The sequence below is a fragment of the Streptomyces sp. NBC_00539 genome (assembly GCF_036346105.1).
In the GTDB taxonomy this organism is placed as follows: Bacteria; Actinomycetota; Actinomycetes; order Streptomycetales; family Streptomycetaceae; genus Streptomyces.
Window position 1 is genome coordinate 4,678,492 of record NZ_CP107811.1, and the last position, 25,714, is coordinate 4,704,205.

The window sequence follows — 25,714 nt, forward strand, 5'->3', positions numbered from 1 at the left end:
TACCGAGCCGCGCTGATCAGTACCGACCCTTCGAGACGGTCGGCATCGGCGCGGCGTCCCCTCCTGTGCGAGGGGTTTTTTCGTTTGGGCAGGCAGAGACGGCAGAGACGATCGATGGAGCTTCAGAAATCATGAGCGAGACGAACACCCCGGCCCCCGAGGCGGCCGAGGCGCACCGCTACACGGCTGCCATGGCCGCCGACATCGAGGCACGCTGGCAGGACGTATGGGACGCGGAGGGCACCTACGAGGCTCCCAACCCGACCGGTGACCTGGCCGGGGCCGACTCCGCGAAGACGGCGGCGCTCGTCGCGCGGCCCAGCAAGTTCATCATGGACATGTTCCCGTACCCCTCGGGTGCGGGCCTGCACGTCGGTCACCCGCTCGGGTACATCGCCACGGACGTCTTCGCCCGCCACCAGCGGATGACCGGCCACAACGTCCTGCACACCCTGGGCTTCGACGCCTTCGGCCTGCCGGCCGAGCAGTACGCCGTACAGACCGGCACGCACCCGCGCGTGTCCACCGAGGCCAACATCGAGAACATGAAGGTCCAGCTGCGCCGGCTGGGTCTGGGCCACGACAAGCGCCGCTCGTTCGCGACGATCGACCCGGACTACTACAAGTGGACGCAGTGGATCTTCCTGCAGATCTACAACTCCTGGTACGACGCCGACGCGAAGAAGGCCCGCCCGATCGCCGAGCTGGTCGCCTCCTTCGAGGACGGCTCCCGCGAGGTCCCCGGAGGCCGTGCCTGGGCGGAGCTGGGTGCGGGTGAGCGGGCCGGCGTGCTGAACGAGTACCGGCTGGCCTACGCCTCGGACGCGCCCGTGAACTGGTGCCCGGGACTGGGCACCGTACTGGCCAACGAGGAGGTCACCGCCGACGGCCGGTCCGAGCGCGGCAACTTCCCCGTCTTCAAGGCGAAGCTGAGCCAGTGGAACATGCGGATCACGGCCTACGCCGACCGCCTGCTGGACGACCTGGACGCGCTGGACTGGCCCGAGGCCATCAAGCTCCAGCAGCGCAACTGGATCGGTCGCAGCGAAGGCGCCCGCGTGGACTTCCCCGTCGGCGCCGACGCGATCACCGTCTTCACCACCCGTCCCGACACCCTGTTCGGTGCCACCTACATGGTGCTGGCGCCCGAGCACGAGCTGGTCGAGAAGATCGTCCAGGCCGCCTGGCCCGAGGGCACCCACCAGGTGTGGACCGGCGGCGCCGCGACCCCCCGCGAAGCGGTGGACGCGTACCGCAAGCAGGCCGCGGCCAAGTCGGACGTCGAGCGGCAGGCCGAGGCCAAGGACAAGACCGGCGTCTTCACCGGCGCGTACGCCACCAACCCGGTCAGCGGCGCCCAGGTCCCCGTCTTCATCGCCGACTACGTCCTGATGGGCTACGGCACCGGCGCGATCATGGCCGTCCCGGCGCACGACAGCCGCGACTTCGAGTTCGCCCGCGCCTTCGAACTGCCGATGCGCTGCGTGGTGGAGCCCTCCGACGACCGCGACGCCGACCCGGCGGAGTGGGACGACGCGTTCTCCTCCTACGACGGCACGATCGTCAACTCCACCGGCGAGGGCATCTCGCTGGACGGCCTGGGCGTCGTCGAGGCGAAGGCCCGCATCACCGACTGGCTGGCCGAGCGCGGCATCGGTGAAGGCACCGTCAACTTCCGTCTGCGCGACTGGCTGTTCAGCCGCCAGCGCTACTGGGGCGAGCCGTTCCCGATCGTCTACGACGAGGACGGCGTCGCGCACCCGCTGCCCGAGTCGATGCTGCCGCTGGAGCTGCCGGAGGTCGAGGACTACTCGCCGCGCACCTTCGCGCCCGACGACGCCGCCTCGAAGCCCGAGACCCCCCTGTCGCGCAACGAGGACTGGGTCTACGTGGAGCTGGACCTGGGCCGGGGCGAGGGCGTCAAGCGCTACCGCCGCGAGACCAACACCATGCCCAACTGGGCCGGCTCCTGCTGGTACGAGCTGCGCTACCTGGACCCGCACAACGACTCGGCGCTGGTCGACCCGGCGATCGAGCAGTACTGGATGGGCCCGCGCGAAGGCGCCCCGCACGGCGGCGTCGACCTGTACGTGGGCGGCGCCGAGCACGCGGTGCTGCACCTGCTGTACGCGCGCTTCTGGTCCAAGGTGCTGTTCGACTTGGGTCACGTCTCCTCCGCCGAGCCGTTCCACAAGCTGTTCAACCAGGGCATGATCCAGGCCTACGCCTACACCGACGCGCGCGGCGTGTACGTGCCCGCGGCCGAGGTCGAGGAGCGCGACGGCGGCTACTTCTACCAGGGCGAGCCGGTCAAGCGCGAGCACGGCAAGATGGGCAAGTCCCTCAAGAACGCCGTCACGCCGGACGAGATCTGCGAGGAGTACGGCGCCGACACGCTGCGCCTGTACGAGATGGCGATGGGCCCGCTGGACGTGTCGCGCCCGTGGGACACGCGGGCCGTGGTCGGCCAGTACCGGCTGCTCCAGCGCCTGTGGCGCAACATCGTGGACGAGGAGACGGGCGCGGTGACGGTCGTCGACGCCGAGCCCGCCGAGGACACCCTGCGCGCGCTGCACAAGGCCATCGACGGGGCCGGCGCGGACCTGGCGGGGCTGCGCTTCAACACCGCCATCGCGAAGATCACCGAGCTGAACAACTTCCTGACGAAGGCCGGCCGGCCGCTGGAGCGCTCGGTCGCCGAGCGGCTGGTGCTGCTCGTCGCCCCGCTGGCTCCGCACATCGCGGAGGAGCTGTGGCACCGGCTGGGGCACAGCGACTCGGTGGTCCACCAGGACTTCCCCGTCGCGGACCCGGCGTACGTGGTGGACGAGAGCGTGACGTGCGTCGTCCAGGTCAAGGGCAAGGTCAAGGCGCGCCTGGAAGTGCCGCCCACGGTCTCCGAGGGCGACCTGGAGCAGCTGGCGCTGGCCGACGAGGCGGTCGTGGCGGCGCTGGGCGGTGCGGAGATCCGCAAGGTGATCGTGCGCGCGCCGAAGCTCGTGAACATCGTCATCTGAGGGGCGGCGGCCTGATCTAGGGGTCTTCCCGTACGGGCAGGTTGGGGGTTCGAAGGGAACCCCCGGCCTGCCCGTTGCGTTTACGGTGGAGGGGACGGAATAGGCAGGGGAAGGGAGCCTCATGGAGGCGGGCGCGTTGGTCATCTTTGCCCTGTTGGTGCTGTTCGCCTTCTTGGGGCTGGGTGCGTGGGTCACGGTGAAGGCGGTCGGCGCGGCCAAGCGCGGCGTGGACCGGACGCTGACGCAGGCCCGGCGGACCGTGGAGGACACGACCCTCAGGGCCAGGAGCCTCGGCCAGGTGGGGGTCACGGCGGGGCTGGCGCAGCTGAGGCTCGACCTGCGGACATCCATGCGGGCCACGCAGCAGGCCCTGTACCAGGGCGTGCAGACGGACGCCTCGCTGAGGGAGTCGATCGGCCTCTTCGAGCGGCTGAGCGAACACGGGCACGACCTGGACGCCGAGCTGAAGCGGCTGGAGCAGGAGCCGGACCGCAAGCGGATCGCCGCGAGCCTGCCCGACCTGCGGGAACGCACGCGCAAGATCACGGAGTCGGCGGACTCCTTGCGGTGGGCGGCGCGGGAACGCGCGCGGCGCTTCGCGGAGGACGACCTGTCCACGCTGTCTGCGCAGATCGAGGTGGAGTCGGGCGCGCTGCGCGACTGGTCGCGGGAGTCGGTGGACGACCTCACGGCCGCCGCCGCCTCCTGGGACGCGACGACCGGGCCGGAGCGCCGGGCCGATGCCCCGGCGGAGCCGGGCCCCGCGGCCCTGAACCCGGCCTCCCGGACTCCTCGTCACCCCTGGGAGAAGGCGCCGAGGAAGACTCCGAGGCCGGAGACGACGGCCTGAGGGTGGGTCGACGGGGTGGGTCCGGAGCGTTCGGGTGCGCTGCTCTTCGGGTGTGCTGCTTGAGTTGAGGCCGCTCGGGCGTGAGGGGGTGGCTTGGCCAGCGGCCCGGGGTGGAGGCCGCTCGGGCGTGAGGGGGTGGCTTGGCCGGCCGGCGGTTTGGCGGGGAGCCCGCTCGGTGGTCCGGCGTGGAGTCCGCTCGGAAGGGTCCGGCCCGTGTGCGAAGGCCCTGGTGAGGGGCTCGTGCTGCCGGAGGGGGGTCGCTGGCGGTAACCTCCCGCTCATGTCCCGCCATGTCGCGATCGTCACCGATTCCACGGCCTACCTGCCCCCACCGGCGATGGCGCGGCATCGGATCACCGCTGTCCCCCTGACCGTGGTGCTCGGCGACGAGGCGCTCGAAGAAGGCACCGAAATCTCGGCCCGCAGCCTCGCCCTCGCCCTGCAGAAGCGCCGCTCGGTCACCACCTCCCGCCCCAGCCCGGACGACTTCGCACGGGCCTACCGGGCCGCCGCCGACGCCGGCGCGGCTGGCATCGTCAGCCTCCACCTCTCTGCCGAGTTCTCCGGCACCTGGGACGCGGCCGTGGTCGCCGCCAAGACCGCCCCCGTCCCGGTCCGGGTCGTGGACACCGGCATGGTGGCCATGGCCCTCGGCTTCTGCGCGCTCGCCGCCGCCGAGGTGGTGGAGACCGGTGGTTCGGTGGACGAGGCCGTGGCCGCCGCGGAGAAGAGGGCCGCCGACATGTCGGCGTACTTCTACGTCGACACCCTCGACTACCTCCGACGCGGAGGCCGCATCGGGGCCGCGCAGGCCCTCCTCGGCTCGGCGCTCGCCGTCAAGCCGCTGCTCACGCTGGACGGCGGTCGGATCGAGATGCTGGAGAAGGTGCGGACGGCGTCCAAGGCCATCGCCCGCCTCGAAGAACTCGCCGTCGAACGCGCCGGCTCGGGCAGTGTCGACATCGCGGTGCACCACCTCGCGGCGCCGGAGCGGGCCGACAAGCTTGCGCAACGGCTCCGGGAGCGGGTCCCCGGGCTGGTCGAGCTGCACGTCAGCGAGGTCGGCGCGGTCATCGGCGCACACACCGGGCCGGGTCTGCTGGCGGCCGTCGTCTCGCCACGCTGATCGTTGGCGGGTGCACGGCCGGGGTTGTTCGGCGGCGGGGGGACAGCCCGGGCTGGTCGTCGGCGGGGCACGGTCGGGTGCTTTCGGGCGGCGTCCGGCGCACGGAACGGCCCGGCGGGTCACCGGAACGGGTGGCCGGGTTATCCACAACGGTCAGGTCATCCACCGGAATTGATGCCTCCGAACGAGGATCGGGGAAGGCCCCTACCGTCGTGGCATGACTCTGCGCACGCGTACTTCGTCCCCTTCCCGAGCCGGCGGCACCAGTGGCCCCGGTCGTCCGCGCCGGTCCGACGGACGGCTGCGTGACCGCCGGCGGCAGCCGTACCCCGATCCCGCGACCGTGCGGCGCCGGGCCGAGGCCATCCTCACGGCACCGCCGCCCGAGCCGCCGCCCGACCCCCTGTCCGACCCGCCGCCCGGGGTCCGCGTTCGCGTCCCCGACGCCGTGGCCGGCCCCGAGCCGGTGGTCGGGGCCGAAGCGGCCCCGCCGGACGGCCGGGGCTCGCGGTGGCTCGCAGTGCGGGAGCGGCTGCCGGTCTGGGTCCAGGCGCGGTGCGGGGTGGAGCCGCGGACGGTGGCGGCGCTCGCGGTGGTGCTGGTTGCGGGGGTGGGTTTCGCCGCCCAGCAGTACTGGTCGGCGCGGCCGGGGCCGGTGACCGCGCCGGCGGTGGTCGCCCCTGCTTCGGTACCCGCCCCGGCCCCGGGGCCGTCGGCCCCGGCCCCCACGGGAGGCAACCGGGCCGTGGTGGACGTCAGTGGCAAGGTCCGGGAGCCGGGGGTGCGGACGCTGCCCGCCGGAGCGCGGGTGGAGGACGCCCTGGCCGCCGCCGGGGGAGTGCGGCCGGGCACCGACATGACCGGGCTGAACCGGGCCCGGGTGCTGGTGGACGGCGAACAGGTGGTGGTGGGCGCACCCGCGCAGCCCCCGGCGGGGGGTGGCGGCCCGGGTTCCGGGTCCGGGTCCGGTGGCGGCCCGCTGAGCCTGGGCAGCGCCACCGTCGCGCAGCTCGACGGGCTGCCCGGGGTGGGTCCGGTGCTCGCGCAGCACATCGTCGACTTCCGGACCGCGCGGGGCGGGTTCCGTTCCGTGGAGGAACTCCGGCAGGTCAACGGCATCGGCGAACGCCGGTTCTCCGACCTGCGCAAGCTGGTGCGGCCGTGAATCGCCCCGAGGGGTCCGGGCCGATGGACCTGCGGCTCGCCGGCCCGGCCCTGGGCGCGTGGGCGGCGGCCGCCGTCTGCCTCGACGTGCCGGCCGCGTGGACCGTCGCCGGGGTGGGCCTGGCGGTCGCCGCGGCGGGGCTGTTGCTGCTGGTCGGCCACCATGGGCCGGGTCCGCTGTGGAGGGTGGGCGCGGCCGCTGCCGCCGCGTTGCTCTGCGCGGGCGCCGGTGCCGGGGTGGCCGGGCTCCAGCGGGCCGAGGCGCGGGCCGGTCCCGTGCTCGGGCTGGCCGGGAAGCACGCCCGGGTCTGGGCGGAGCTCACCGTCGGCTCCGATCCCCGCGGCGTCGGGGGCGGGGGCGGGCCGCCGATGGTGACGCTGGACGCGGTGGTGACCCGGGTGACCGGCCCCGACGGCGCGCGGACCAGGGTCGAGACGCCGGTACGGGTGCTGGCCGGGCACCCGGCGTGGGCGGGGCTCCAGCCCTCGACGCGGGTCGAGGTGGTGGGGCGGCTGTCCCCCGGCCGGGGCGGTGAGCGGGCCGTGGCGTTGCTCCGCCCGGCCGGGGACGCGCCGCCGAGGGTGATTCGTGGCCCGGACCGGGTACAGCGCCTCGCGGGAACCCTGCGGGCCGGGCTGCGCGAGGCGACGCGGGGGCTCGCGCCCGACGCCCGGGCGCTGCTGCCGGGCCTGGTCGTCGGCGACGTGTCCCGGGTCCCGCCCGACCTGCACGAGGCGTTCCGCGCCACCGACCTGCTGCACCTGCTGGCCGTGTCCGGCTCCAACCTGACGGTGGTGCTGTTCCTGCTGATCGGGCCTCCGGCCGCCGCGCAGCACGCCGAACGGCGCGGCCTGGCACCGCGCCTGGGGCTCTCGCTCCGGGCCACTGCCCTGTGCGGGGCGGCGCTGACGCTCGCCTTCGTGGTGGTGTGCCGGCCCGAACCGAGCGTGCTGCGGGCCGCCGCCTGCGGGGCGGTCACCCTGCTGGCCCTGGCCACCGGCCGGCGCAGGTCCCTGGTGCCCGCACTGGCCGCGGCGGTTCTGCTGCTGGTGCTGTACGACCCGTGGCTGGCCCGCAGCACCGGGTTCCTGCTGTCCGTGCTGGCCACCGGGGCGCTGCTCACGCTGGCGCCGCGGTGGGGCGAGGCCCTGCGGCGGCGGGGCGTGCGGCCGGGGCTCGCCGATGCGCTGGGGGCCGCCGCGGCCGCCCAGGCGGTGTGCGCGCCGGTGGTCGCGGTGCTGTCCGCCCGGGTCAGCCTGGTGGCGGTGCCGTGCAACCTGCTGGCCGAACTCGCGGCGGGTCCCGCGACGGTGCTCGGGTTCGCGACGCTCGCCGTGGCTCCGCTGTGGATGCCCGCGGCGGAACTCCTCGCCCGGTGCGCGGGGGTGCCGGCCGGGTGGATCGCGGGGGTGGCCCGCGCCGGGGCGGGGCTGCCAGGGGCGGAGCTGGCGTGGCCCGACGGGTGGGCGGGGGGTGCGCTGCTGGCCGCCGCCACGGTCGGCGTGGCCGGTCTGTGCGTCCGGTGGGGGCGCAGGTGGTGGTTCTGCTCCGCCCTGGCCGTGGCGCTGCTCGCCGCCGTACTCAGGCCGCCGCTGCTCGTTCGTACATTCAAAGGATGGCCGCCGCCCGGCTGGAGTTACGTCCAGTGCGCGGTGGGGCAGGGGGACGCGGCCGTGCTCGCCGTGGGCCCTGGTACGGCGGTGGTCGTGGACGCGGGACCGGAGGCCGAACCGGTGGACGCGTGCCTGCGGAGCCTGGGGGTGCGGAGGATCCCGTTGCTCGTGCTCACGCACTTCCACGCCGATCACGTGGGCGGGCTCGCCGGGGTGCTGCGGGGCCGGGCCGTGGGCGCCATCCAGACGACGACGCTGGAGGAGCCGGCCGGGCAGGCCGAGTTCGTCCGGCGCACGGCCGCCGGCGCCGGGGTTCCCGTCATGGCCGCCGTCGCGGGAGAGCGGCGCCGGACCGGACCGCTGGAGTGGCGGGTGCTGTGGCCGCCACCCGCCGGCCCGCCGGCGCAGGGACCGAACGACGCGAGCGTCGCCCTGCTGGTGCGAACCTCCGGCCTGACCCTGCTCCTCCTCGGTGACCTCGAACCACTCGCCCAGCAGGCCCTGTTGAGGGATCATCCGGAACTGGGGCCCGTGGACGTGCTGAAAGTGGCGCACCACGGCTCCGCGCACCAGGACCCCGTGCTCCAGGCGCGGGTCAGGCCACGGATCGCCCTCGTCCCGGTCGGCGCCGGCAACCGGTACGGACATCCCGCACCCGCTACGCTCGCCAGGCTGCGGGCGATGGGCACGGCCGTCCTGCGCACCGACACCGACGGCAGCGTGGCCGTCGCGGGAAGCGGCCCCGGGCTACGGGCGTTTCCGGCCGGGCGACGGCGCGGACGGCGCGGGCATACCGGGGTCGACCCTTCTGTTTGCCCCCAACCCGACAGCATGATCGAATGCGTTTTCGCCAACACGGTCCAAGTCCACACTGCACGGGGGTGCATCAACCATGTTCGGACGCCGACGGGGGACGGATACGGGCGGCAGCGCCGCGTCCCATACGGCCGCGACGCTGACGTTGCCGCCAACGGCCCGGTTGCTCAGCTGCCGGGTGCTCGACACGGTCCACCAGCCGGTCCGCCAAGCGAAGTTCGAAGTCACCGACCCGATAGGCCGCCGGGTCGTCAGCGGGGAGACCGACCCGTACGGCGGGTTCAACGCAGCCGTGCCGGAGGGGGAGTACCGGCTCTCCGTCACCGCCGAGGGCTACGCGCCCTTCCACGGGGCGACGCTGGTCGGCGACCCGGCGCAGCACGGCACCGCGGAGATCGTCCTCGACGCGGTGGAGCCGCCGCTGCTGCCCGCGCCCGGACACTGGGAACTCGACCCGACCCACTCCTCGATCGGCTTCACCGCACGGCACATCGGCTTCGCCCGGATCCACGGACGGTTCACCACGTTCGCCGGAGCGGTACGGATAGCCGAGCGGATGGAGGACTCCTCCATGCGCGTGATCATCGACGCGGGCAGCATCGACACCGGGCTGCGGATGCGGGACGACCACCTGCGCTCCGCCGACTTCCTGGACGCGGCGCGCCATCCCACGGTCGAGTTCTACAGCGAGCGTTTCATCCACCGCAGTGGCAGCCGCTGGGCCGTCGCGGGCGCACTGACCCTCCACGGCGTCAGCCGCTCCGTGACCCTGGACACCCAGTACCTGGGCCACGGCACGGGCCTCCAGGGCGAACCCCGGGCCGCTTGCCGGGCGACTGCCGCACTGAACCGCGAGGACTTCGCGCTCAACTGGCAGTCACTGCTGGCCCACGGGGTCGCGGCGATCGGTGCGAGCGTCGAGGTCGAGCTGGACGTCCAGATCGTCCACAAGGCCTGAGGGGGCCGGGGCGGGGCTCAGGGAGCCTCCAACCACCCGTCGTAGGCGCCGGCGAGGTCGTCCAGGGAAGCGGAATCGAGCTTCTCCTGCGGGTCCTCGATGACGACCAGCCACTGGGCGTCCTCCGCGTCGTCCTCGCCGGCCAGGGCGTCGCGGACCAGTTGGGGCTCCTCGGGCAGGCCGAAGCGGTCGACGGCCTCGGTCGCCACCTCCTCGGCGGCGTCGCGGTCGGGCAGGACCAGTACATGTCGCACGTTCACCCGGCCATTCTCCGGGACGGGGCGGTGGCCGCGGATCGGGGGAGGGGGACTGTCGGTGGGGCGTGGGATGCTGGAGGCGATGGCCACCAGGAAGAACCCCACCGACGATCCGCTCGCCCCGCTCACCCTCGCGGTGGGGCAGGAGGACCTGCTGCTCGACCGCGCCGTACGGGAAGTGGTGACGGCGGCGCGTGCCGCCGACGCCGACACGGACGTGCGCGACCTCGCCTCCGAGCAACTCCAGCCCGGCACGCTGGCCGAGCTGACCAGTCCCTCGCTGTTCTCCGAGCGCAAGGTCCTGATCGTGCGCAACGCGCAGGACCTGTCCGCCGATGCGGTGAAGGAGGTCAAGGCGTACCTCGCGGCGCCCTACGAGGAGATCGTCCTCGTGCTCCTGCACGCCGGTGGCGTCAAGGGCAAGGGCCTGCTGGACGCGGCGCGCAAGGCCGGGGCCCGGGAGGTCGCCTGCCCGAAGATGACGAAGGCCGCGGACCGGCTGTCGTTCGTGCGGGGGGAGTTCCGCACGCTGGGGCGTTCGGCCACCCCCGAGGCGTGCCAGAGCCTGGTCGATGCGATCGGCAGCGACCTGCGGGAGCTCGCGAGCGCGGCGGCGCAGCTGTGCGCGGACGTCGAGGGGACCATCGACGAGGCCGTGGTCGGGCGGTACTACACGGGCCGGGCGGAAGCCTCCAGCTTCACCGTCGCGGACCGGGCGGTCGAAGGGCGGGCGGCGGAGGCCCTCGAAGCCCTGCGCTGGTCACTGTCCACCGGTGTGGCGCCGGTGCTGATCACCAGTGCCCTGGCCCAGGCCGTACGGGCCATCGGGAAACTGGCCTCGGCCCCGCGCGGAGCCCGCCCGGGCGACCTCGCGCGGGACCTGGGCATGCCGCCGTGGAAGATCGACCGGGTCCGGCAGCAGATGCGGGGCTGGTCGGCGGACGGCGTCTCGGAGGCGTTGCGCGCGGTGGCGCTGGCCGACGCGGGAGTGAAGGGCGGCGGCGACGATCCGGAGTACGCCCTGGAGAAGGCGGTAGTGGCGGTCTCCCGCGCAGCCCGCCCCCACCAGCGCTAGGCCGCCTCTTCCGGATCTTGCTTGACCCGCGCCGCCCGGCGCCGAGCGGCTGCCTCCGGCGCCATCGGCGTGCCGGGGGCGTGTCGGCGGCGTCCTCGCTGCCGTCCGGGTAGGACGAAGGCCCCGGCCGGCCCTGGGGAAGGGTGGCGGTCGGGGCCTTCGGTACTTCTGGGTGCGCCGCACCCGCGTGGCGAACGCTTCGCGTGCGGCGCGGTTGCCGGTCAGGAGCGGGAGAGAGGGCCCGCTGGGTCCCTACCCGGCGATCACATCAGGAGCTCAGCCCTGGAGGGTGGCAACCTTGGTGGCCAGCGCCGACTTCTTGTTGGCGGCGGCGTTCTTGTGGATGACACCCTTCGAGACAGCCTTGTCGAGCGCACGCGCGGCGGCGCGGGAAGCCACGGTGGCCTTCTCGACGTCACCGGCGGCCACGGCCTCACGGGCCTTGCGGATCGCGGTCTTGAGCGAAGACTTGACGGCCTTGTTGCGCAGGCGCGCCTTCTCGTTCGTCTTGTTCCGCTTGATCTGGGACTTGATGTTCGCCACGAAAGAGCCTTTTCAGGTTCAGAGTTTGATCTTCGGATTGTGTCCCGGACGGTGAGAGGCCATACGAGACACAGCTGCCCAGGCTACCAGGCACGCTCCGGACGGCCCAAACCGAGCGCACTACGCCGTCCATGGGACCATGGGACTCTGCATCTACGAGATATACGACCCGAGAATCAGGACACTGCGTGCCCGCGATCCCCAGCCACGTGCCCGAGCCGAGCCGTACCGACCCGGCGCTGATCCGCAATTTCTGCATCATCGCGCACATCGACCACGGCAAGTCGACCCTCGCCGACCGGATGCTCCAGCTGACCGGCGTCGTCGACCAGCGGCAGATGCGCGCCCAGTATCTCGACCGCATGGACATCGAGCGTGAGCGCGGCATCACGATCAAGTCGCAGGCGGTCCGTCTGCCCTGGGCGCCCACCGAGGGCCCGGGCAAGGGCGACACGCACATCCTGAACATGATCGACACCCCCGGTCACGTCGACTTCACGTACGAGGTCTCGCGCTCCCTCGCCGCGTGCGAGGGCACGGTCCTCCTCGTCGACGCCGCCCAGGGCATCGAGGCGCAGACCCTCGCCAACCTGTACCTGGCGATGGAGAACGACCTCGCGATCGTCCCGGTCCTCAACAAGATCGACCTGCCGGCCGCCCAGCCGGAGAAGTTCGCCGAGGAGCTCGCGAACCTGGTCGGCTGCCAGCCCGAGGACGTGCTGCGCGTCTCGGCGAAGACCGGCCTGGGCGTGGACGCGCTGCTGGACAAGGTCGTCGCCACCGTCCCGGCGCCGGTCGGCGTCAAGGACGCCCCCGCCCGCGCGATGATCTTCGACTCGGTCTACGACTCGTACCGCGGCGTGGTGACCTACGTCCGTGTCGTCGACGGCCAGCTCAACAAGCGCGAGCGCATCCGGATGATGTCCACCGGCGCCACGCACGAGCTGCTGGAGATCGGCGTCTCCTCCCCGGAGATGACCCCGGCCGACGGCATCGGCGTCGGCGAGGTGGGCTACATCATCACCGGCGTGAAGGACGTCCGTCAGTCCAAGGTCGGTGACACGATCACCAGCCTGCACAACGGCGCGACCGAGGCCCTCGGCGGCTACAAGGACCCGAAGCCGATGGTCTTCTCGGGCCTGTACCCGCTCGACGGCTCGGACTACCCGGACCTGCGCGAGGCCCTGGACAAGCTCCAGCTCAACGACGCCGCGCTCGTCTACGAGCCGGAGACCTCGGCGGCGCTCGGCTTCGGCTTCCGCGTCGGCTTCCTCGGCCTGCTGCACCTGGACGTGGTCCGCGAGCGCCTGGAGCGCGAGTTCGGCCTCGACCTGATCGCCACCGCCCCGAACGTGGTCTACCGCGTCGTCCTGGAGGACGGCAAGGAGGTCACCGTCACCAACCCGAGCGAGTTCCCCGAGGGCAAGATCTCGGACGTGTTCGAGCCGGTCGTGCGGGCCACGATCCTCGCTCCCAGCGAGTTCATCGGCGCGATCATGGAGCTGTGCCAGACCCGCCGCGGCACCCTGCTCGGCATGGACTACCTCTCCGAGGACCGGGTCGAGATCCGCTACACGCTCCCTCTGGCCGAGATCGTGTTCGACTTCTTCGACCAGTTGAAGTCCAAGACGCGCGGTTACGCCTCCCTGGACTACGAGCCCACCGGCGAGCAGTCCTCCAGCCTGGTCAAGGTCGACATCCTGCTGCACGGCGACAAGGTCGACGCCTTCTCGGCCGTCTGCCACAAGGACGCCGCCTACGCGTACGGCGTGCGGCTCGTCGCCAAGCTGCGCGAGCTCATCCCGCGCCAGGCCTTCGAGGTGCCGATCCAGGCGGCCGTCGGCTCGCGCGTCATCGCCCGCGAGACCATCCGTGCCATCCGCAAGGACGTCCTCGCGAAGTGCTACGGCGGTGACATCTCCCGTAAGCGGAAGCTGCTGGAGAAGCAGAAGGAAGGCAAGAAGCGGATGAAGATGGTCGGCTCCGTGGAGGTCCCGCAGGAGGCCTTCATCGCCGTCCTCTCCAGCGACGAGTCCGGCGGCAAGAAGAAGTAGCCGACGGGTGACCCCACTCGCGACAAACGGGCCCACATGTGGACGCATGTGGGCCCGTTTCGTTATGAACCGGCCGCTCGCCGCCCCTTACGCGCGGGCCGGGCGGCCTTTAGTCTGATCACTGCTCGATGGTTACTCGCCAGTCACAAACTCGCCAACAGCACGTGCGCAGGTCCCCACCCCGCCAGCCCCAAGCGCCCCACGCCCACGCTGCTGCGTGGACCGGTCCGGAGGATGTCGTGAGCGACACACAGACCTTGATCGAGAACCGCCCGCCCACCGTGGCGGCCCTCTTCCTTGAGCGTGTCGCCGCCACGCCGGACGGGGAGGCCTACCGGTACCCGGTCCCCTCGGCGAACGGCGGGCCCGACGACTGGAAGTCACTCAGCTGGGGCCAGGCCGCCGACCGGGTGTTCGCCATCGCCGCCGGTCTCGTCGACCTCGGCCTCGGCTCCGAGGACCGGGTCGCGCTGGCCTCCAACACCCGGGTCGAGTGGATCCTCGCCGACCTCGGCGTGATGTGCGCCGGCGCCGCGACCACCACCATCTACCCCAGCACCAACGCGGAGGAGTCGGCCTTCATCCTCGCCGACTCCGAGAGCCGGGTCCTGATCGCCGAGGACGCGAAGCAGCTGGCCAAGGCCCGCGCGCACCGCGCCGACCTGCCGCGCCTGGCCCACGTGGTCGTCCTGGACGCCGACGACGCCCTGGAGGCGGAAGGCGACCCCGAGGGCTGGGTCCTCTCCCTCGACGCCCTGGAGGCGCGCGGCAGGGAGTACCTCGCCAAGCACCCCGAGGCGGTCAAGGAGCGGATCGGGTCCATCAGCGCGGACCAGCTCGCCACGCTGATCTACACCTCCGGCACCACCGGCCGCCCCAAGGGCGTGCGCCTGCCCCACGACAACTGGTCGTACATGGCCAAGGCGACCGTGGCCACCGGCATGATCAACGCGGACGACGTCCAGTACCTGTGGCTGCCGCTGGCCCACGTCTTCGGCAAGGTGCTCACCTCCGGCCAGATCGAGGTCGGGCACGTCACCGCCGTCGACGGCCGTATCGACAAGATCATCGAGAACCTGCCGGTGGTGCAGCCGACCTACATGGCGGCCGTCCCGCGCATCTTCGAGAAGGTCTACAACGGTGCCGCGGGCAAGGCCCGGGTCGCGGGCGGCGCCAAGTACAAGATCTTCAAGTGGGCCGCCGAGGTGGCCCGCGAATACGCCAGGACCAGCCAGGACAACCACCGGCGCACCGGAAGCACGAAGGTCCCCCTCGGCCTCGCCGCCAAGCACAAGGTCGCCGACGCGCTCGTCTACTCCAAGCTCCGCGAGGCCTTCGGCGGCAAGCTGCGCGCCGCCGTCTCCGGTTCCGCCGCGCTCGCGCCCGACATCGGCTACTTCTTCGCCGGCGCCGGCATCCACATCCTGGAGGGTTACGGGCTCACCGAGTCCAGCGCCGCCTCCTTCGTCAACCCCGGCGAGGCCTACCGCACCGGCACGGTCGGCAAGCCGCTCCCCGGCACCGAGGTCCGCATCGCCGACGACGGCGAGATCCTGCTGCGCAGCCCCGGCATCATGCAGGGCTACCACCGGCTGCCCGACAAGACCGCCGAGGTGCTGGAAGCGGACGGCTGGCTGCACACGGGCGACATCGGCGAGCTCTCGCCCGACGGCTACCTGCGCATCACCGACCGCAAGAAGGACCTGATCAAGACCTCGGGCGGCAAGTACGTGGCCCCGGCGGAGGTCGAAGGCCAGTTCAAGGCCATCTGCCCGTACGTCTCCAGCATCGTCGTGCACGGCGCGGACCGGAACTTCTGCTCGGCGCTGATCGCGCTCGACGGCCCGGCGATCCTGGGCTGGGCGGCCGAGCACGGCCTGGAGGGCAAGACGTACGCCGAGGTCGCGGCCGCGCCGGAGACCAACCGGCTGATCGAGACGTACGTACAGACCCTCAACGAGGGCCTCCAGCGCTGGCAGACGATCAAGCAGTTCCGGCTGCTGCCGCGCGACCTGGACGTCGAGCACGGTGACCTCACGCCGAGCCTGAAACTCAAGCGTCCGGTCGTCGAGCGCGAGTTCAAGCACCTCATCGACGAGATGTACGCGGGCTCGAACGAGGCGTAAACGACCTTGGGGCAGTGCGGGACAATGGGCACATGCCTTCCGCACTGCCCGACGGTGACCCCATGCCCGAAGACGGCTCGCTGCCGTCCCACGCCCTGGCGGGTGCCGGGGACCGGCCGCTCGGGTTCTACCTGCACGTCCCGTACTGCGCCACGCGCTGCGGCTACTGCGACTTCAACACCTACACGGCGACCGAGCTGCGGGGTACCGGAGGCGTGCTCGCCTCCCGCGAGAACTACGCCGACACCCTGATCGACGAGGTCCGCCTCGCCCGCAAGGTGCTCGGGGACGACCCCAGGGCCGTGCGGACCGTGTTCGTGGGCGGCGGCACGCCGACACTGCTGCCGGCCGCCGACCTCGTACGGATGCTCGCGGCGATCCGGGACGAATTCGGTCTGGCACCGGACGCGGAGATCACGACGGAGGCCAACCCGGAGTCCGTGGACCCCGCGTACCTCGCGCAGCTGCGGGCGGGCGGGTTCAACCGGATCTCCTTCGGCATGCAGAGCGCCAAGCAGCACGTCCTCAAGGTGCTGGACCGTACGCACACCCCCGGGCGGCCGGAGGCGTGCGTCGCCGAGGCACGGGCGGCGGGCTTCGAGCACGTGAACCTGGACCTGATCTACGGCACGCCCGGCGAGACGGACGAGGACTGGCGGGCGTCGCTCTCGGCGGCGCTGGGGGCCGGTCCGGACCACATCAGCGCGTACGCGCTGATCGTGGAGGAGGGCACGCAGCTGGCCCGGCGGATCCGGCGCGGCGAGGTCCCGATGACGGACGACGACGTGCACGCCGACCGGTACCTGATCGCGGACGCGGTGATGGCGGAGGCCGGGTACCACTGGTACGAGGTGTCGAACTGGGCCACCTCGGAGGCCGGGCGGTGCCTGCACAACGAGCTGTACTGGCGCGGCGCGGACTGGTGGGGCGCGGGGCCGGGGGCGCACTCGCACGTGGGCGGGGTGCGGTGGTGGAACGTGAAGCACCCGGGGGCGTACGCCGCCGCGCTGGCCGAGGGCCGTTCCCCCGGGGCCGGGCGGGAGGTCCTGTCGGAGGAGGACCGGCGGGTGGAGCGGATCCTGCTGGAGCTGCGGCTGGTGGACGGCGTGCCGTTGGCCCTGCTGGCTCCGGCCGGGCTGGCCGCGGCCGGTCGGGCCCTGGCGGACGGGCTGCTGGAGCCGGGGCCGTACGGGGCGGGGCGGGCCGTGTTGACGCTGCGGGGGCGGTTGCTGGCCGACGCGGTGATCCGGGACCTGGTCGACTGACGCGGGTCGACTGACGCGGGGCGGCGGGTGCGGGTGCGGGTGTGCCGGTGCCGGTGCCGGTGCGGGTGTGCCGGGTGCGGCGCCGTTGCGCTGCGCGGCCCCGGCTGTGCCGGGCTTTCCGGGGCTCCGCCCCGGGCCCCGCGCCTCAAACGCCGGCGGGGCTGGGTTTCCTCGCCCCGCGCCTCAAGCGCCGGCGGGGCTGGGTTTCCCGCGCCTCAAACGCCGGCGGGGGTGGATTGCCCGGGGATCAGGCGTCGGCCGGGGTCGTGACGTGGTCGATGAGGTGTTCCACCGCGCGCAGGAGGGTGGGGTCGAGGTCCTTGTAGGACGTGACGCGGGACAGGATGTGCTGCCAGGCCGCGCCCGTGTTCGGGGGCCAGCCGAGGGCGCGGCAGATGCCCGTCTTCCAGTCCTGGCCCGGGGGGATCACCGGCCAGGCCGGGATGCCCAGGGCCGAAGGCTTCACCGCCTGCCAGACGTCCACGTACGGGTGGCCCACCACCAGGACGTGCGGGGACGTCACCGACGCCGCGATGCGGGACTCCTTCGTACCCGGCACCAGGTGGTCGACCAGCACGCCCAGGCGGGCGTCCGGCGCCGGGGCGAAGTCCGCCACGATGGCGGGGAGGTCGTCGATGCCCTCCAGGTACTCCACGACCACCCCCTCGATCCGCAGGTCGTCGCCCCACACCCGCTCCACCAGCTCCGCGTCGTGGCGGCCCTCGACGTAGATCCGCCCCGCCCGCGCCACCCGCGCCCGCGCCCCGGGGACGGCCACCGAGCCCGAGGCCGTCCGCGTGGGCACCACCGCCGCACGCACCGGGCGGGTCAGGGTGACCACCGCGCCGTCCAGGAGGAACCCGCGCGGCTCCAGCGGGAAGGCGCGGCGCTTGCCGAAGCGGTCCTCCAAGGTCACCGTGCCCGCCTCGCAGCCCACCACCGCCCCGCAGAAGTCGGTGCCCGCCACCTCCACCACGAGGCCCGGGTCGGCCGGCACCTCGGGCACGGCCTTGGCGCGCTTCCACTGCGGGGTCAGATCGGGGGAGTACTCACGCATCCGGCCGACGGTACGAGAGAGCCCGCGCTCACGCGCCCGACACGCCGAACCGGCCCGCCAGTGTGGCGCGTTGCGCACGCACGAAGCCCGCGTCGACCACCGCTCCGTGACCGGGCACGTACAGCGCGTCGTCCCCGCCGAGCGAGAGCAGCCGGTCGAGCGCCGCCGGCCACCGCGCCGGGACCGCGTCCGGGCCCGCCTGGGGTTCGCCCGACTCCTCCACCAGGTCCCCGCAGAAGACGGCCTCCCGCTCGCCCGGCACGAAGACCGCCAGGTCGTGCCGCGTGTGCCCCGGCCCGACGTTCGCCAGCAGGACCTGCACCCCGCCCAGCTCCAGCGTCCACTCGCCCGACACCAGGTGCCGGGGCAGCGGGAGCGCCCGTGCCGCTTCGGCGGCCTCCGCCGGGTCCAGTCCCTGCCGGACCGCGTCCTCCCGCAGGTCGTCCCGGTCCAGCGCGAGGTGCGCGTCCAGCCCGACCGCACCGTAAAACTCCGCCTCCGGGAAGGCGGAGCCGCCGAGCACGTGGTCGAAATGTCCGTGTGTGAATGCGATATGGGTCACGTGGCGGCCGGTCAGCCGCTCCGCCTCCGCCCGCAGCCCCAGGCCTTCGCGGACGCAGGATCCGGGGTCGATCAGAAGCACCGACTCATCGCCCACCACCAGCCCCACCGTGCAGTCCCACACCGGCAGTCGGCGTCTTCCGGACCGCCCGGTCAGCCGTTCCCAGCCCGCCTCTTCCCAACGCACGTCCATGCGGGGACGCTACCCTGGCGGGCCGCCCTTGCCCGCGGCGTACTACCCGGCCGTACACTGACCGGGGGATGTCTGGCACTCGGATGCGCAGAGTGCCAGTGGCCCGTCCCGGGCCGGCCGAAAACGACCGCAGCGACGACCCACCGCACTGGAGGTGTGCACGAGTGCTCAGCGAACGCAGGCTCGAAGTATTGCGCGCCATCGTCCAGGACTACGTGGGGACGGAGGAGCCGGTCGGCTCCAAGGCGCTCACCGAGCGCCACCGGCTCGGCGTCTCCCCGGCGACGGTCCGCAACGACATGGCCTTGCTGGAGGAGGAGGGCTACATCGCCCAGCCCCACACCAGCGCCGGCCGCATCCCCACCGACAAGGGCTACCGGCTCTTCGTCGACAAGCTGGCGGGGGTCAAGCCGCTGTCGACGCCCGAGCGCCGGGCCATCCAGAACTTCCTCGACGGCGCCGTCGACCTCGACGACGTCGTGGGGCGCACCGTGCGGCTGCTCGCGCAGCTCACCCGGCAGGTCGCCGTCGTCCAGTACCCGAGCCTGACCCGCTCCACCGTCCGGCACGTGGAGCTGCTCTCCCTGGCGCCCGCGCGCCTGATGCTCGTACTGATCACCGACACCGGGCGGGTCGAGCAGCGGCTCGTCGACTGCCAAACCCCGTTCGCGGAGACCTCGCTCGCCGACCTGCGGGCGCGCCTGAACAGCCGGGTCGTCGGCCGCCGTTTCACCGACGTACCGCCGCTGGTGCAGGACCTCCCGGAGTCTTTCGAGGCCGAGGACCGGGCGACGGTCAAGGCCGTCCTCGCCACCCTGCGGGAGACGCTGGTGGAGGAGGCGGAGGAACGGCTGATGATCGGCGGTACCGCCAACCTCACGCGGTTCGGACATGACTTTCCCCTGACGATCAGGCCGGTGCTGGAAGCGCTGGAGGAGCAGGTCGTGCTCCTCAAGCTGCTGGGCGAGGCCAGTGAGTCGGGGGTCGCCGTGAAGATCGGGCATGAGAATGCCTACGAGGGACTGAACTCCACGTCCGTCGTCTCGGTCGGTTACGGTTCGGGCGGCGAAGCAGTCGCCAAACTCGGCGTGGTCGGACCGACCCGCATGGACTACCCCGGAACGATGGGAGCGGTACGCGCAGTGGCACGTTACGTCGGACAGATCCTGGCGGAGTCGTAAGTGGCCACGGACTACTACGCCGTTCTCGGCGTGCGCCGCGACGCATCGCAGGACGAGATCAAGAAGGCCTTCCGTCGCCTCGCGCGTGAACTCCACCCGGATGTGAATCCGGACCCGAAGACGCAGGAGCGCTTCAAGGAGATCAACGCGGCCTACGAGGTCCTCTCGGACCCGCAGAAGAAGCAGGTCTACGACCTCGGCGGCGACCCGCTGTCCTCCTCGGGCGGTGGCGGCGGCGCGGGCGGCTTCGGAGCGAGCGGCTTCGGCAACTTCTCCGACATCATGGACGCCTTCTTCGGCCAGGCCTCGCAGCGCGGCCCGCGCTCGCGCACGCGCCGCGGCCAGGACGCCATGATCCGCCTCGACCTGGAACTGGACGAGGCGGCCTTCGGGACGACCAAGGACATCCAGGTCGACACGGCCGTCGTCTGCACCACCTGCTCCGGTGAGGGCGCCGCCCCCGGCACCTCCGCGCAGACGTGTGACATGTGCCGCGGCCGGGGCGAGGTCTCGCAGGTCACCCGGTCGTTCCTGGGCCAGGTCATGACCTCGCGGCCCTGTCCGCAGTGCCAGGGCTTCGGCACCGTCGTCCCGACCCCGTGCCCCGAGTGCGCGGGCGACGGCCGGGTGCGCTCCCGCCGCAGCCTCACCGTCAAGATCCCGGCCGGCGTCGAGAACGGCACCCGGATCCAGCTGGCGGGCGAGGGCGAGGTCGGCCCCGGCGGCGGCCCCGCCGGTGACCTGTACGTGGAGATCCACGAGCTGGCGCACCCGACCTTCCAGCGGCGAGGGGACGACCTGCACTGCACGGTCACCATCCCCATGACGGCCGCGGCCCTGGGCACCAAGTGCCCACTGGAGACGTTGGACGGGCTGGAGGAGATCGACATCCGGCCCGGCACCGGATCCGGCCAGGCGATCCCGCTGCACGGGCGCGGCGTCACGCACCTGCGCGGCGGCGGCCGGGGCGACCTGATCGTGCACGTCGAGGTCACCACCCCGGGCAAGCTGGACGCCCAGCAGGAGGAACTGCTGCGCCAGCTGGCGAAGCTGCGCGGCGAGGAGCGGCCGACGGGCCAGTTCGCGCCGGGCCAGCAGGGTCTGTTCAGCCGCCTCAAGGACGCGTTCAACGGCCGCTGACCGGCCCGCCTCACCTCCTGCGAGCCCGCCCCGGGGAACGCCCCGGGCCGGGCTCGCGGCGTTCCCGGACCCGCGCCGGGAAGCGGACTATGCCAGGCGAATGCGGTGATTCGGCCGGGTGCGCCGGACGTGGCACGATGCAGGGCATGTCCACCGCGCCGAACGGTCTCTCCCCGTACCCGATCGTGCAGGCCCCCATGGCGGGCGGTGTCGCCTGCCCGCCGCTCGCCGCCGCCGTGTGCGAGGCCGGCGGACTCGGTTTCCTGGCCGGCGGCTACAAGACCGCCGACGGGATGTACCAGGAGATCAAGCGGCTGCGGGCGCTCACCCGGCGCCCCTTCGGCGTCAACCTCCTCATGCCGCAGACCGGCTACGTCGACCCCGCGGCCGTCGAGACGTACCGGGGGCAGCTGGCCGGCGAGGCGACCTGGTACGAGGTGTCCCTGGCGGCGGACGACATCGTCGGCACCTGCGACGACGGCTACGACGCCAAACTCGCCATCCTGCTGGAAGACCCCGTCCCGGTGGTGTCCTTCACCTTCGGCTGCCCCCCCGCGGCCGTCCTGGCCCGGCTGCGGGAGGCGGGTACGTACACCGTCGTCACCGTGACCGGTGTCGAGGAGGCCCGCACCGCCGAGGCCGCGGGCGCCGACGCGGTCTGCGTCCAGGGCGTCGAGGCGGGCGGCCACCAGGGCACCCACCGCGACGACCCGGAGAACGACGGCACGGCGGGCGTCGGCCTGCTCGTGCTCGTCGCGGCGGTACGGGAGGCGGTGGCCCTGCCGATCATCGCGGCGGGCGGGGTGATGCGCGGCGCGCAGATCGCGGCGCTGCTCGCGGCGGGCGCCGCGGCCGCCCAGCTCGGCACGGCCTTCCTGCCCTGCCCGGAATCCGGCGCCGACCCCCTGCACAAGAGGGCGCTGACCAACCCGCTGTTCCCGCACACGGAACTCACCCGGGCCTTCTCCGGCAGACCCGCCCGGGGACTGGTCAACCGCTTCATGCGCGAGCACGGCCCGTACGCCCCGGCGGCCTACCCGCAGGTCCACCACCTGACCTCGGGGCTGCGCAAGGCGGCGGCCGCCGCCGGGGATCCGCAGGGCATGGCGCTGTGGGCGGGGCAGGGCCACCGGCTGGCGCGGCCGCTGCCGGCGGGGGAACTGGTGGAGGTGCTGGTGGCGGAACTCGCCCTGGCACAGAGTGCGTTGAAGGTCATGCAGATGAGGAGAGCGTCATGACGGCCCCGGTGTTCGTGGTCGAGGAGGTCCCCGCGGGGCCGGAGTTCGTGCTGGACGGCCCGGAAGGCCGTCACGCGGTCTCCGTGAAAAGGCTGAACCCCGGTGAGGACGTGGTCCTCACCGACGGGCGCGGCCACTGGGCGGAGGGCGTCGTCAAGGCCGCCGAGGGCAAGGACCGCCTCGTCGTCATGGACCTCGAGTCCGTCCAGGAGGAGCCGGAGCCGGCCGTCCGGATCACCGTCGTGCAGGCCCTGCCCAAGGGCGACCGCGGCGAGCTCGCCGTCGAGACCATGACCGAGACCGGTGTGGACGCCATCGTCCCCTGGCAGGCCTCGCGCTGCATCACCCAGTGGCGCGGAGAGCGGGGCGCCAAGTCCCTGGCCAAGTGGCGGGCCACCGCGCGGGAGGCGGGCAAGCAGTCCCGCAGGGTGCGGTTCCCGGAGGTCGCGGAGGCCCTGTCCACGAAGCAGGTCGCGGCGCTGCTCGCCGAAGCCGACCTGGCCGTGGTCCTGCACGAGGACCGCGACACCCCCTCGGAGGCGCTGGCCACCGCCGAGCTGCCCACCGCGGGCTCCATCGTCCTGGTGGTCGGCCCGGAGGGCGGGGTCTCCCCGGAGGAACTGGCCGCCTTCGCGGCGGCCGGGGCCCACCCGTACCGCCTGGGCGCCTCGGTCCTGCGCACCTCCACCGCCGGAACGGCCGCGACGGCGGTCCTGCTGGCACGGACGGGCCGCTGGTCCTGAGGCCGTCCGCCCCGAGGTGGCCGAGCAGGTCACGAGCCGGGGGATCACGCCGCCGGTTACGATGCCCCGACCGATCAACGTCACGAGAGGCGCAGCAATGGCCGGGGAACCGCAGGCGGACTGCCTGTTCTGCAAGATCGTGGAGGGGAAGATCCCGGCGACGATCGTCCGCGAGTCGGAGACGACCGTCGCCTTCCGGGACATAAACCCGCAGGCGCCCACGCACGTGCTCGTGATCCCCAAGGCGCACTACCCCGACGCCGCGTCGCTCGCCGCCGCCGAGCCGGCGATCGCCGCCGACGTGCTCCGCGAGGCCGGGCAGATCGCCGCCGACGAGAAGATCGCCGACCACGGCTACCGGATCGTGTTCAACACCGGCGCCGGGGCGGGCCAGACCGTCTGGCACGCCCACGCGCACGTCCTCGGCGGCCGCGGCCTCCAGTGGCCCCCCGGATAACCGGTGTCCGTACGCGAGTTCGTGGTCCTGGGGACCGCCAGCCAGGTCCCCACCCGGGCCCGTAACCACAACGGCTACCTGCTGCGCTGGGACGGCGAGGGCATCCTCTTCGACCCGGGCGAGGGCACCCAGCGCCAGATGCTGCGCGCCGGGGTCGCCGCGCACGACATCAACCGGATCTGTGTCACCCACTTCCACGGTGACCACAGCCTCGGCCTCGCCGGGGTGATCCAGCGGATCAACCTCGACCAGGTGCCGCACCCCGTCACCGCGCACTACCCGGCCTCGGGGCAGAAGTTCTTCGACCGGCTCCGCTACGCCACCGCCTACCGGGAGACGGTGGCGCTGCGCGAGGAGCCGGTGGCCGCGGACGGGACGCTGGCGCAGGGGCCCCCGTACACGCTGGAGGCCCGGCGGCTCTCGCACCCCGTGGAGTCCTTCGGCTACCGGATCACGGAGCCCGACGGGCGCCGGATGGTGCCGGAGCTGCTGGCGCGGCACGGGATCAAGGGGCCGGACGTGGGCCGGCTCCAGCGCGAGGGGAACCTGGGCGGCGTCACCCTGGACGAGGTCAGCGAGCACCGGCGGGGGCAGCGTTTCGCCTTCGTGATGGACACCCGGCTGTGCGCGGGCGTCGACGCGCTCGCCGAGGGCTGCGACATGCTGGTGATCGAGTCGACGTTCCTGGACGAGGACGTGGCACTGGCCACCGACCACGGCCACCTCACCGCCGGACAGGCGGCCCGGGTGGCCAGGGACGCGGGGGTCCGGCACCTGGTGCTGACGCACTTCTCCCAGCGGTACTCCGACCCCGCCGAGTTCGAGCGGCAGGCGCGCGCGGCCGGCTTCGAGGGCGAGCTGACGATCGCCGCGGACCTCGTACGGGTCGCACTGCCCAAGCGCGCGTAGCGGGGAGCCGGGGGCCTTCGGATCCGGCCGGATCCGAGCGCTCATGTGGTGATGTGCGTCACACTGGGTTCTGGTTCGTCCGCGCTCGGGCACCGACGACGACTGTCCGCCGCAGGCCCGGGCGCGAGCCGTCCACATCGGCCGCACACGCACGGAACGGGGAGCGCATCGTGACCACTCGGGAAAGCCGTACCAGCCCCGAAGCGAGACTGGACCCGCTCGGGCCGGTGCGCGATCCCCAGGAACCGGGCTGCGACGTCTTCCTCACGGGCACCGTCTTCCTCGACATCATCTTCACCGGCCTGGACTCGGCTCCCGTCCGCGGCACGGAGTCCTGGGCGCGCGGCATGGGCTCCAGTCCCGGCGGGGTAGCCAACATGGCCGCCGCACTGGCCCGGCTCGGCCTGCGCACCTCGCTGGCCGCGGCCTTCGGCGACGACCACTACGGCGAGTACTGCTGGGACGCGCTGGAGCAGGGCGAGGGCATCGACCTGTCGATGTCCCGCAGGATCCCCGGCTGGCACAGCCCCGTCACCGTCTCCATGGCGTACGAGGGCGAGCGCACGATGGTCTCCCACGGCCACGAGGCCCCGCTCCCGACGGGCCCCGGCCGCTTCCCGCAGTGCCCGCCCCGCACCCGGGCGGCCGTGGCCTCGCTGGGCCCGGGCGGGGGCGAGGAGTGGATCGCCCAGGCGGCCCGGCAGGGTTCGCGGGTCTTCGCCGACGTGGGGTGGGACGAGAGCGGCCGCTGGGACCTCGGGGCCCTGGCCGACCTGGAGCACTGCGAGGCGTTCCTGCCGAACGCGGGCGAAGCCATGCGCTACACCCGGACCGAGTGCCCCCGCGCGGCGGCCCGGGCCCTGGCGGACAAGGTCCCGGTGGCGGTGGTGACCATGGGCGCGGACGGCTCCTGCGCGGTGGACGGCCGCACGGGGGAGACGGCGGAGGTCCCCGGGATCATGGTGGACGCCCTGGACCCCACCGGAGCCGGCGACGTGTTCGTGGCCGGCTTCGTGACGGGCACCCTGGCGGGCTGGCCGCTGGCGGACCGGCTGGCCTTCGCCGGGCTCACGGCCGCCCTGTCGGTGCAGGAGTTCGGCGGCTCCCTGTCGGCCCCAGGCTGGCCGGAGGTCTCCCACTGGTGGCGCGCGGCCCCGGCCGACCTGCGGGGCCGCTACGCCTTCCTGGACGCCCTGGTGCCCCCCGGCGCGCCGCCGGGCCCCCGCCGCCGCGCCGTCCCCACCATCGGCTTCCGGCCCACCCCCTGAGCCGCGGGCCCGGCGGCGAGCGGACCGCCGGGAAAAGCCCTCGGGGATGGCGCCGGGGAGTCGTACCCTTGGTAGTCCGGAGGTCGACGATCGGCGCGACCC

20 protein-coding genes and 1 pseudogene are annotated in these 25,714 nt (G+C 73.0%); 17 read left to right on the plus strand and 4 right to left on the minus strand.

Features of this window, described 5'->3' with window-relative positions; all coding sequences use genetic code 11:
• Positions 1 to 131: 131 nt before the first annotated feature.
• From leuS to OG861_RS21005, 6 genes and pseudogenes are all read left to right on the plus strand, one after another.
• The gene (gene leuS / locus OG861_RS20980) at positions 132 to 3,017 is read left to right on the plus strand and encodes a leucine--tRNA ligase (protein WP_329195143.1); all 2,886 of its coding nucleotides are present in this window, start codon (positions 132 to 134) and stop codon (positions 3,015 to 3,017) included.
• A 121-nt stretch (positions 3,018 to 3,138) separates the two neighbouring features.
• On the plus strand, positions 3,139 to 3,867 hold the full coding sequence (locus tag OG861_RS20985; RefSeq protein ID WP_329195141.1) for a hypothetical protein: 729 nt from the start codon (positions 3,139 to 3,141) through the stop codon (positions 3,865 to 3,867).
• Positions 3,868 to 4,147: 280 nt separating this feature from the next.
• Positions 4,148 to 4,993 carry a DegV family protein gene (locus OG861_RS20990; protein ID WP_329195139.1) on the plus strand — a complete coding sequence of 282 codons (846 nt, stop codon included), beginning with the start codon at positions 4,148 to 4,150 and terminating at the stop codon, positions 4,991 to 4,993.
• A gap of 217 nt (positions 4,994 to 5,210) precedes the next feature.
• A complete protein-coding gene (locus tag OG861_RS20995) occupies positions 5,211 to 6,158 on the plus strand; it encodes a helix-hairpin-helix domain-containing protein (RefSeq protein WP_330261838.1) in 948 nt (315 codons plus the stop codon).
• A gap of 23 nt (positions 6,159 to 6,181) precedes the next feature.
• Positions 6,182 to 8,539: pseudogene (locus OG861_RS21000) on the plus strand (ComEC/Rec2 family competence protein); the annotation flags it as partial.
• Between the two features lie 124 nt (positions 8,540 to 8,663).
• Positions 8,664 to 9,545, plus strand: coding sequence for a YceI family protein (locus OG861_RS21005; RefSeq protein ID WP_329195135.1), 882 nt, complete (start codon positions 8,664 to 8,666; stop codon positions 9,543 to 9,545).
• A 17-nt stretch (positions 9,546 to 9,562) separates the two neighbouring features.
• On the opposite strand, the gene OG861_RS21010 is transcribed toward OG861_RS21005, so the two are convergent.
• Positions 9,563 to 9,805, minus strand: a complete 243-nt coding sequence (locus OG861_RS21010; protein ID WP_329195133.1) for a hypothetical protein — start codon at positions 9,803 to 9,805, stop codon at positions 9,563 to 9,565.
• Between the two features lie 79 nt (positions 9,806 to 9,884).
• Between OG861_RS21010 and holA the strand changes: the two genes are divergently transcribed.
• Positions 9,885 to 10,877 carry a DNA polymerase III subunit delta gene (gene holA / locus OG861_RS21015; RefSeq protein ID WP_329195130.1) on the plus strand — a complete coding sequence of 331 codons (993 nt, stop codon included), beginning with the start codon at positions 9,885 to 9,887 and terminating at the stop codon, positions 10,875 to 10,877.
• Between the two features lie 276 nt (positions 10,878 to 11,153).
• Here the strand turns inward: holA and rpsT are convergent, their stop codons facing one another.
• On the minus strand, positions 11,154 to 11,420 hold the full coding sequence (rpsT, locus tag OG861_RS21020; protein WP_030159297.1) for a 30S ribosomal protein S20: 267 nt from the start codon (positions 11,418 to 11,420) through the stop codon (positions 11,154 to 11,156).
• A gap of 188 nt (positions 11,421 to 11,608) precedes the next feature.
• Here rpsT and lepA point away from each other — a divergent pair, with 188 nt between their 5' ends.
• From lepA to hemW, 3 genes are all read left to right on the plus strand, one after another.
• A complete protein-coding gene (gene lepA / locus OG861_RS21025) occupies positions 11,609 to 13,474 on the plus strand; it encodes a translation elongation factor 4 (RefSeq protein ID WP_329195127.1) in 1,866 nt (621 codons plus the stop codon).
• Between the two features lie 239 nt (positions 13,475 to 13,713).
• Positions 13,714 to 15,600 (plus strand): AMP-dependent synthetase/ligase, encoded by a 1,887-nt coding sequence (locus tag OG861_RS21030; RefSeq protein WP_329195126.1) that lies wholly within the window; start codon positions 13,714 to 13,716, stop codon positions 15,598 to 15,600.
• Between the two features lie 32 nt (positions 15,601 to 15,632).
• A complete protein-coding gene (gene hemW, locus OG861_RS21035) occupies positions 15,633 to 16,865 on the plus strand; it encodes a radical SAM family heme chaperone HemW (RefSeq protein WP_329195125.1) in 1,233 nt (410 codons plus the stop codon).
• Positions 16,866 to 17,112: 247 nt separating this feature from the next.
• On the opposite strand, the gene OG861_RS21040 is transcribed toward hemW, so the two are convergent.
• Both OG861_RS21040 and OG861_RS21045 read right to left on the minus strand, forming a co-directional pair.
• Positions 17,113 to 17,922 carry a DUF3097 domain-containing protein gene (locus tag OG861_RS21040; protein ID WP_329195124.1) on the minus strand — a complete coding sequence of 270 codons (810 nt, stop codon included), beginning with the start codon at positions 17,920 to 17,922 and terminating at the stop codon, positions 17,113 to 17,115.
• Positions 17,923 to 17,950: 28 nt separating this feature from the next.
• Complete coding sequence (locus OG861_RS21045) at positions 17,951 to 18,676, minus strand: MBL fold metallo-hydrolase (RefSeq protein WP_329195123.1); 726 nt, start codon at positions 18,674 to 18,676, stop codon at positions 17,951 to 17,953.
• 164 nt (positions 18,677 to 18,840) lie between these two features.
• Between OG861_RS21045 and hrcA the strand changes: the two genes are divergently transcribed.
• From hrcA to OG861_RS21080, 7 genes are all read left to right on the plus strand, one after another.
• Complete coding sequence (gene hrcA, locus OG861_RS21050) at positions 18,841 to 19,857, plus strand: heat-inducible transcriptional repressor HrcA (protein WP_190182427.1); 1,017 nt, start codon at positions 18,841 to 18,843, stop codon at positions 19,855 to 19,857.
• Positions 19,858 to 20,997, plus strand: a complete 1,140-nt coding sequence (gene dnaJ / locus OG861_RS21055) for a molecular chaperone DnaJ (RefSeq protein ID WP_329195120.1) — start codon at positions 19,858 to 19,860, stop codon at positions 20,995 to 20,997.
• Between the two features lie 146 nt (positions 20,998 to 21,143).
• Positions 21,144 to 22,235 (plus strand): nitronate monooxygenase, encoded by a 1,092-nt coding sequence (locus tag OG861_RS21060; protein ID WP_329195118.1) that lies wholly within the window; start codon positions 21,144 to 21,146, stop codon positions 22,233 to 22,235.
• The gene (locus tag OG861_RS21065) at positions 22,232 to 22,978 is read left to right on the plus strand and encodes a 16S rRNA (uracil(1498)-N(3))-methyltransferase (RefSeq protein WP_329195116.1); all 747 of its coding nucleotides are present in this window, start codon (positions 22,232 to 22,234) and stop codon (positions 22,976 to 22,978) included. Before OG861_RS21060 ends, OG861_RS21065 begins: the two co-directional genes overlap by 4 nt.
• 97 nt (positions 22,979 to 23,075) lie before the next feature.
• Positions 23,076 to 23,435, plus strand: a complete 360-nt coding sequence (locus tag OG861_RS21070; protein WP_329195114.1) for a histidine triad nucleotide-binding protein — start codon at positions 23,076 to 23,078, stop codon at positions 23,433 to 23,435.
• Positions 23,436 to 23,438: 3 nt separating this feature from the next.
• Entirely contained in the window at positions 23,439 to 24,344 is a 906-nt protein-coding gene (locus OG861_RS21075) for a ribonuclease Z (RefSeq protein WP_329195112.1), read from the plus strand.
• Positions 24,345 to 24,514: 170 nt separating this feature from the next.
• Positions 24,515 to 25,612, plus strand: coding sequence for a carbohydrate kinase family protein (locus OG861_RS21080; RefSeq protein ID WP_329195111.1), 1,098 nt, complete (start codon positions 24,515 to 24,517; stop codon positions 25,610 to 25,612).
• The last annotated feature ends 102 nt before the right edge of the window (positions 25,613 to 25,714 follow it).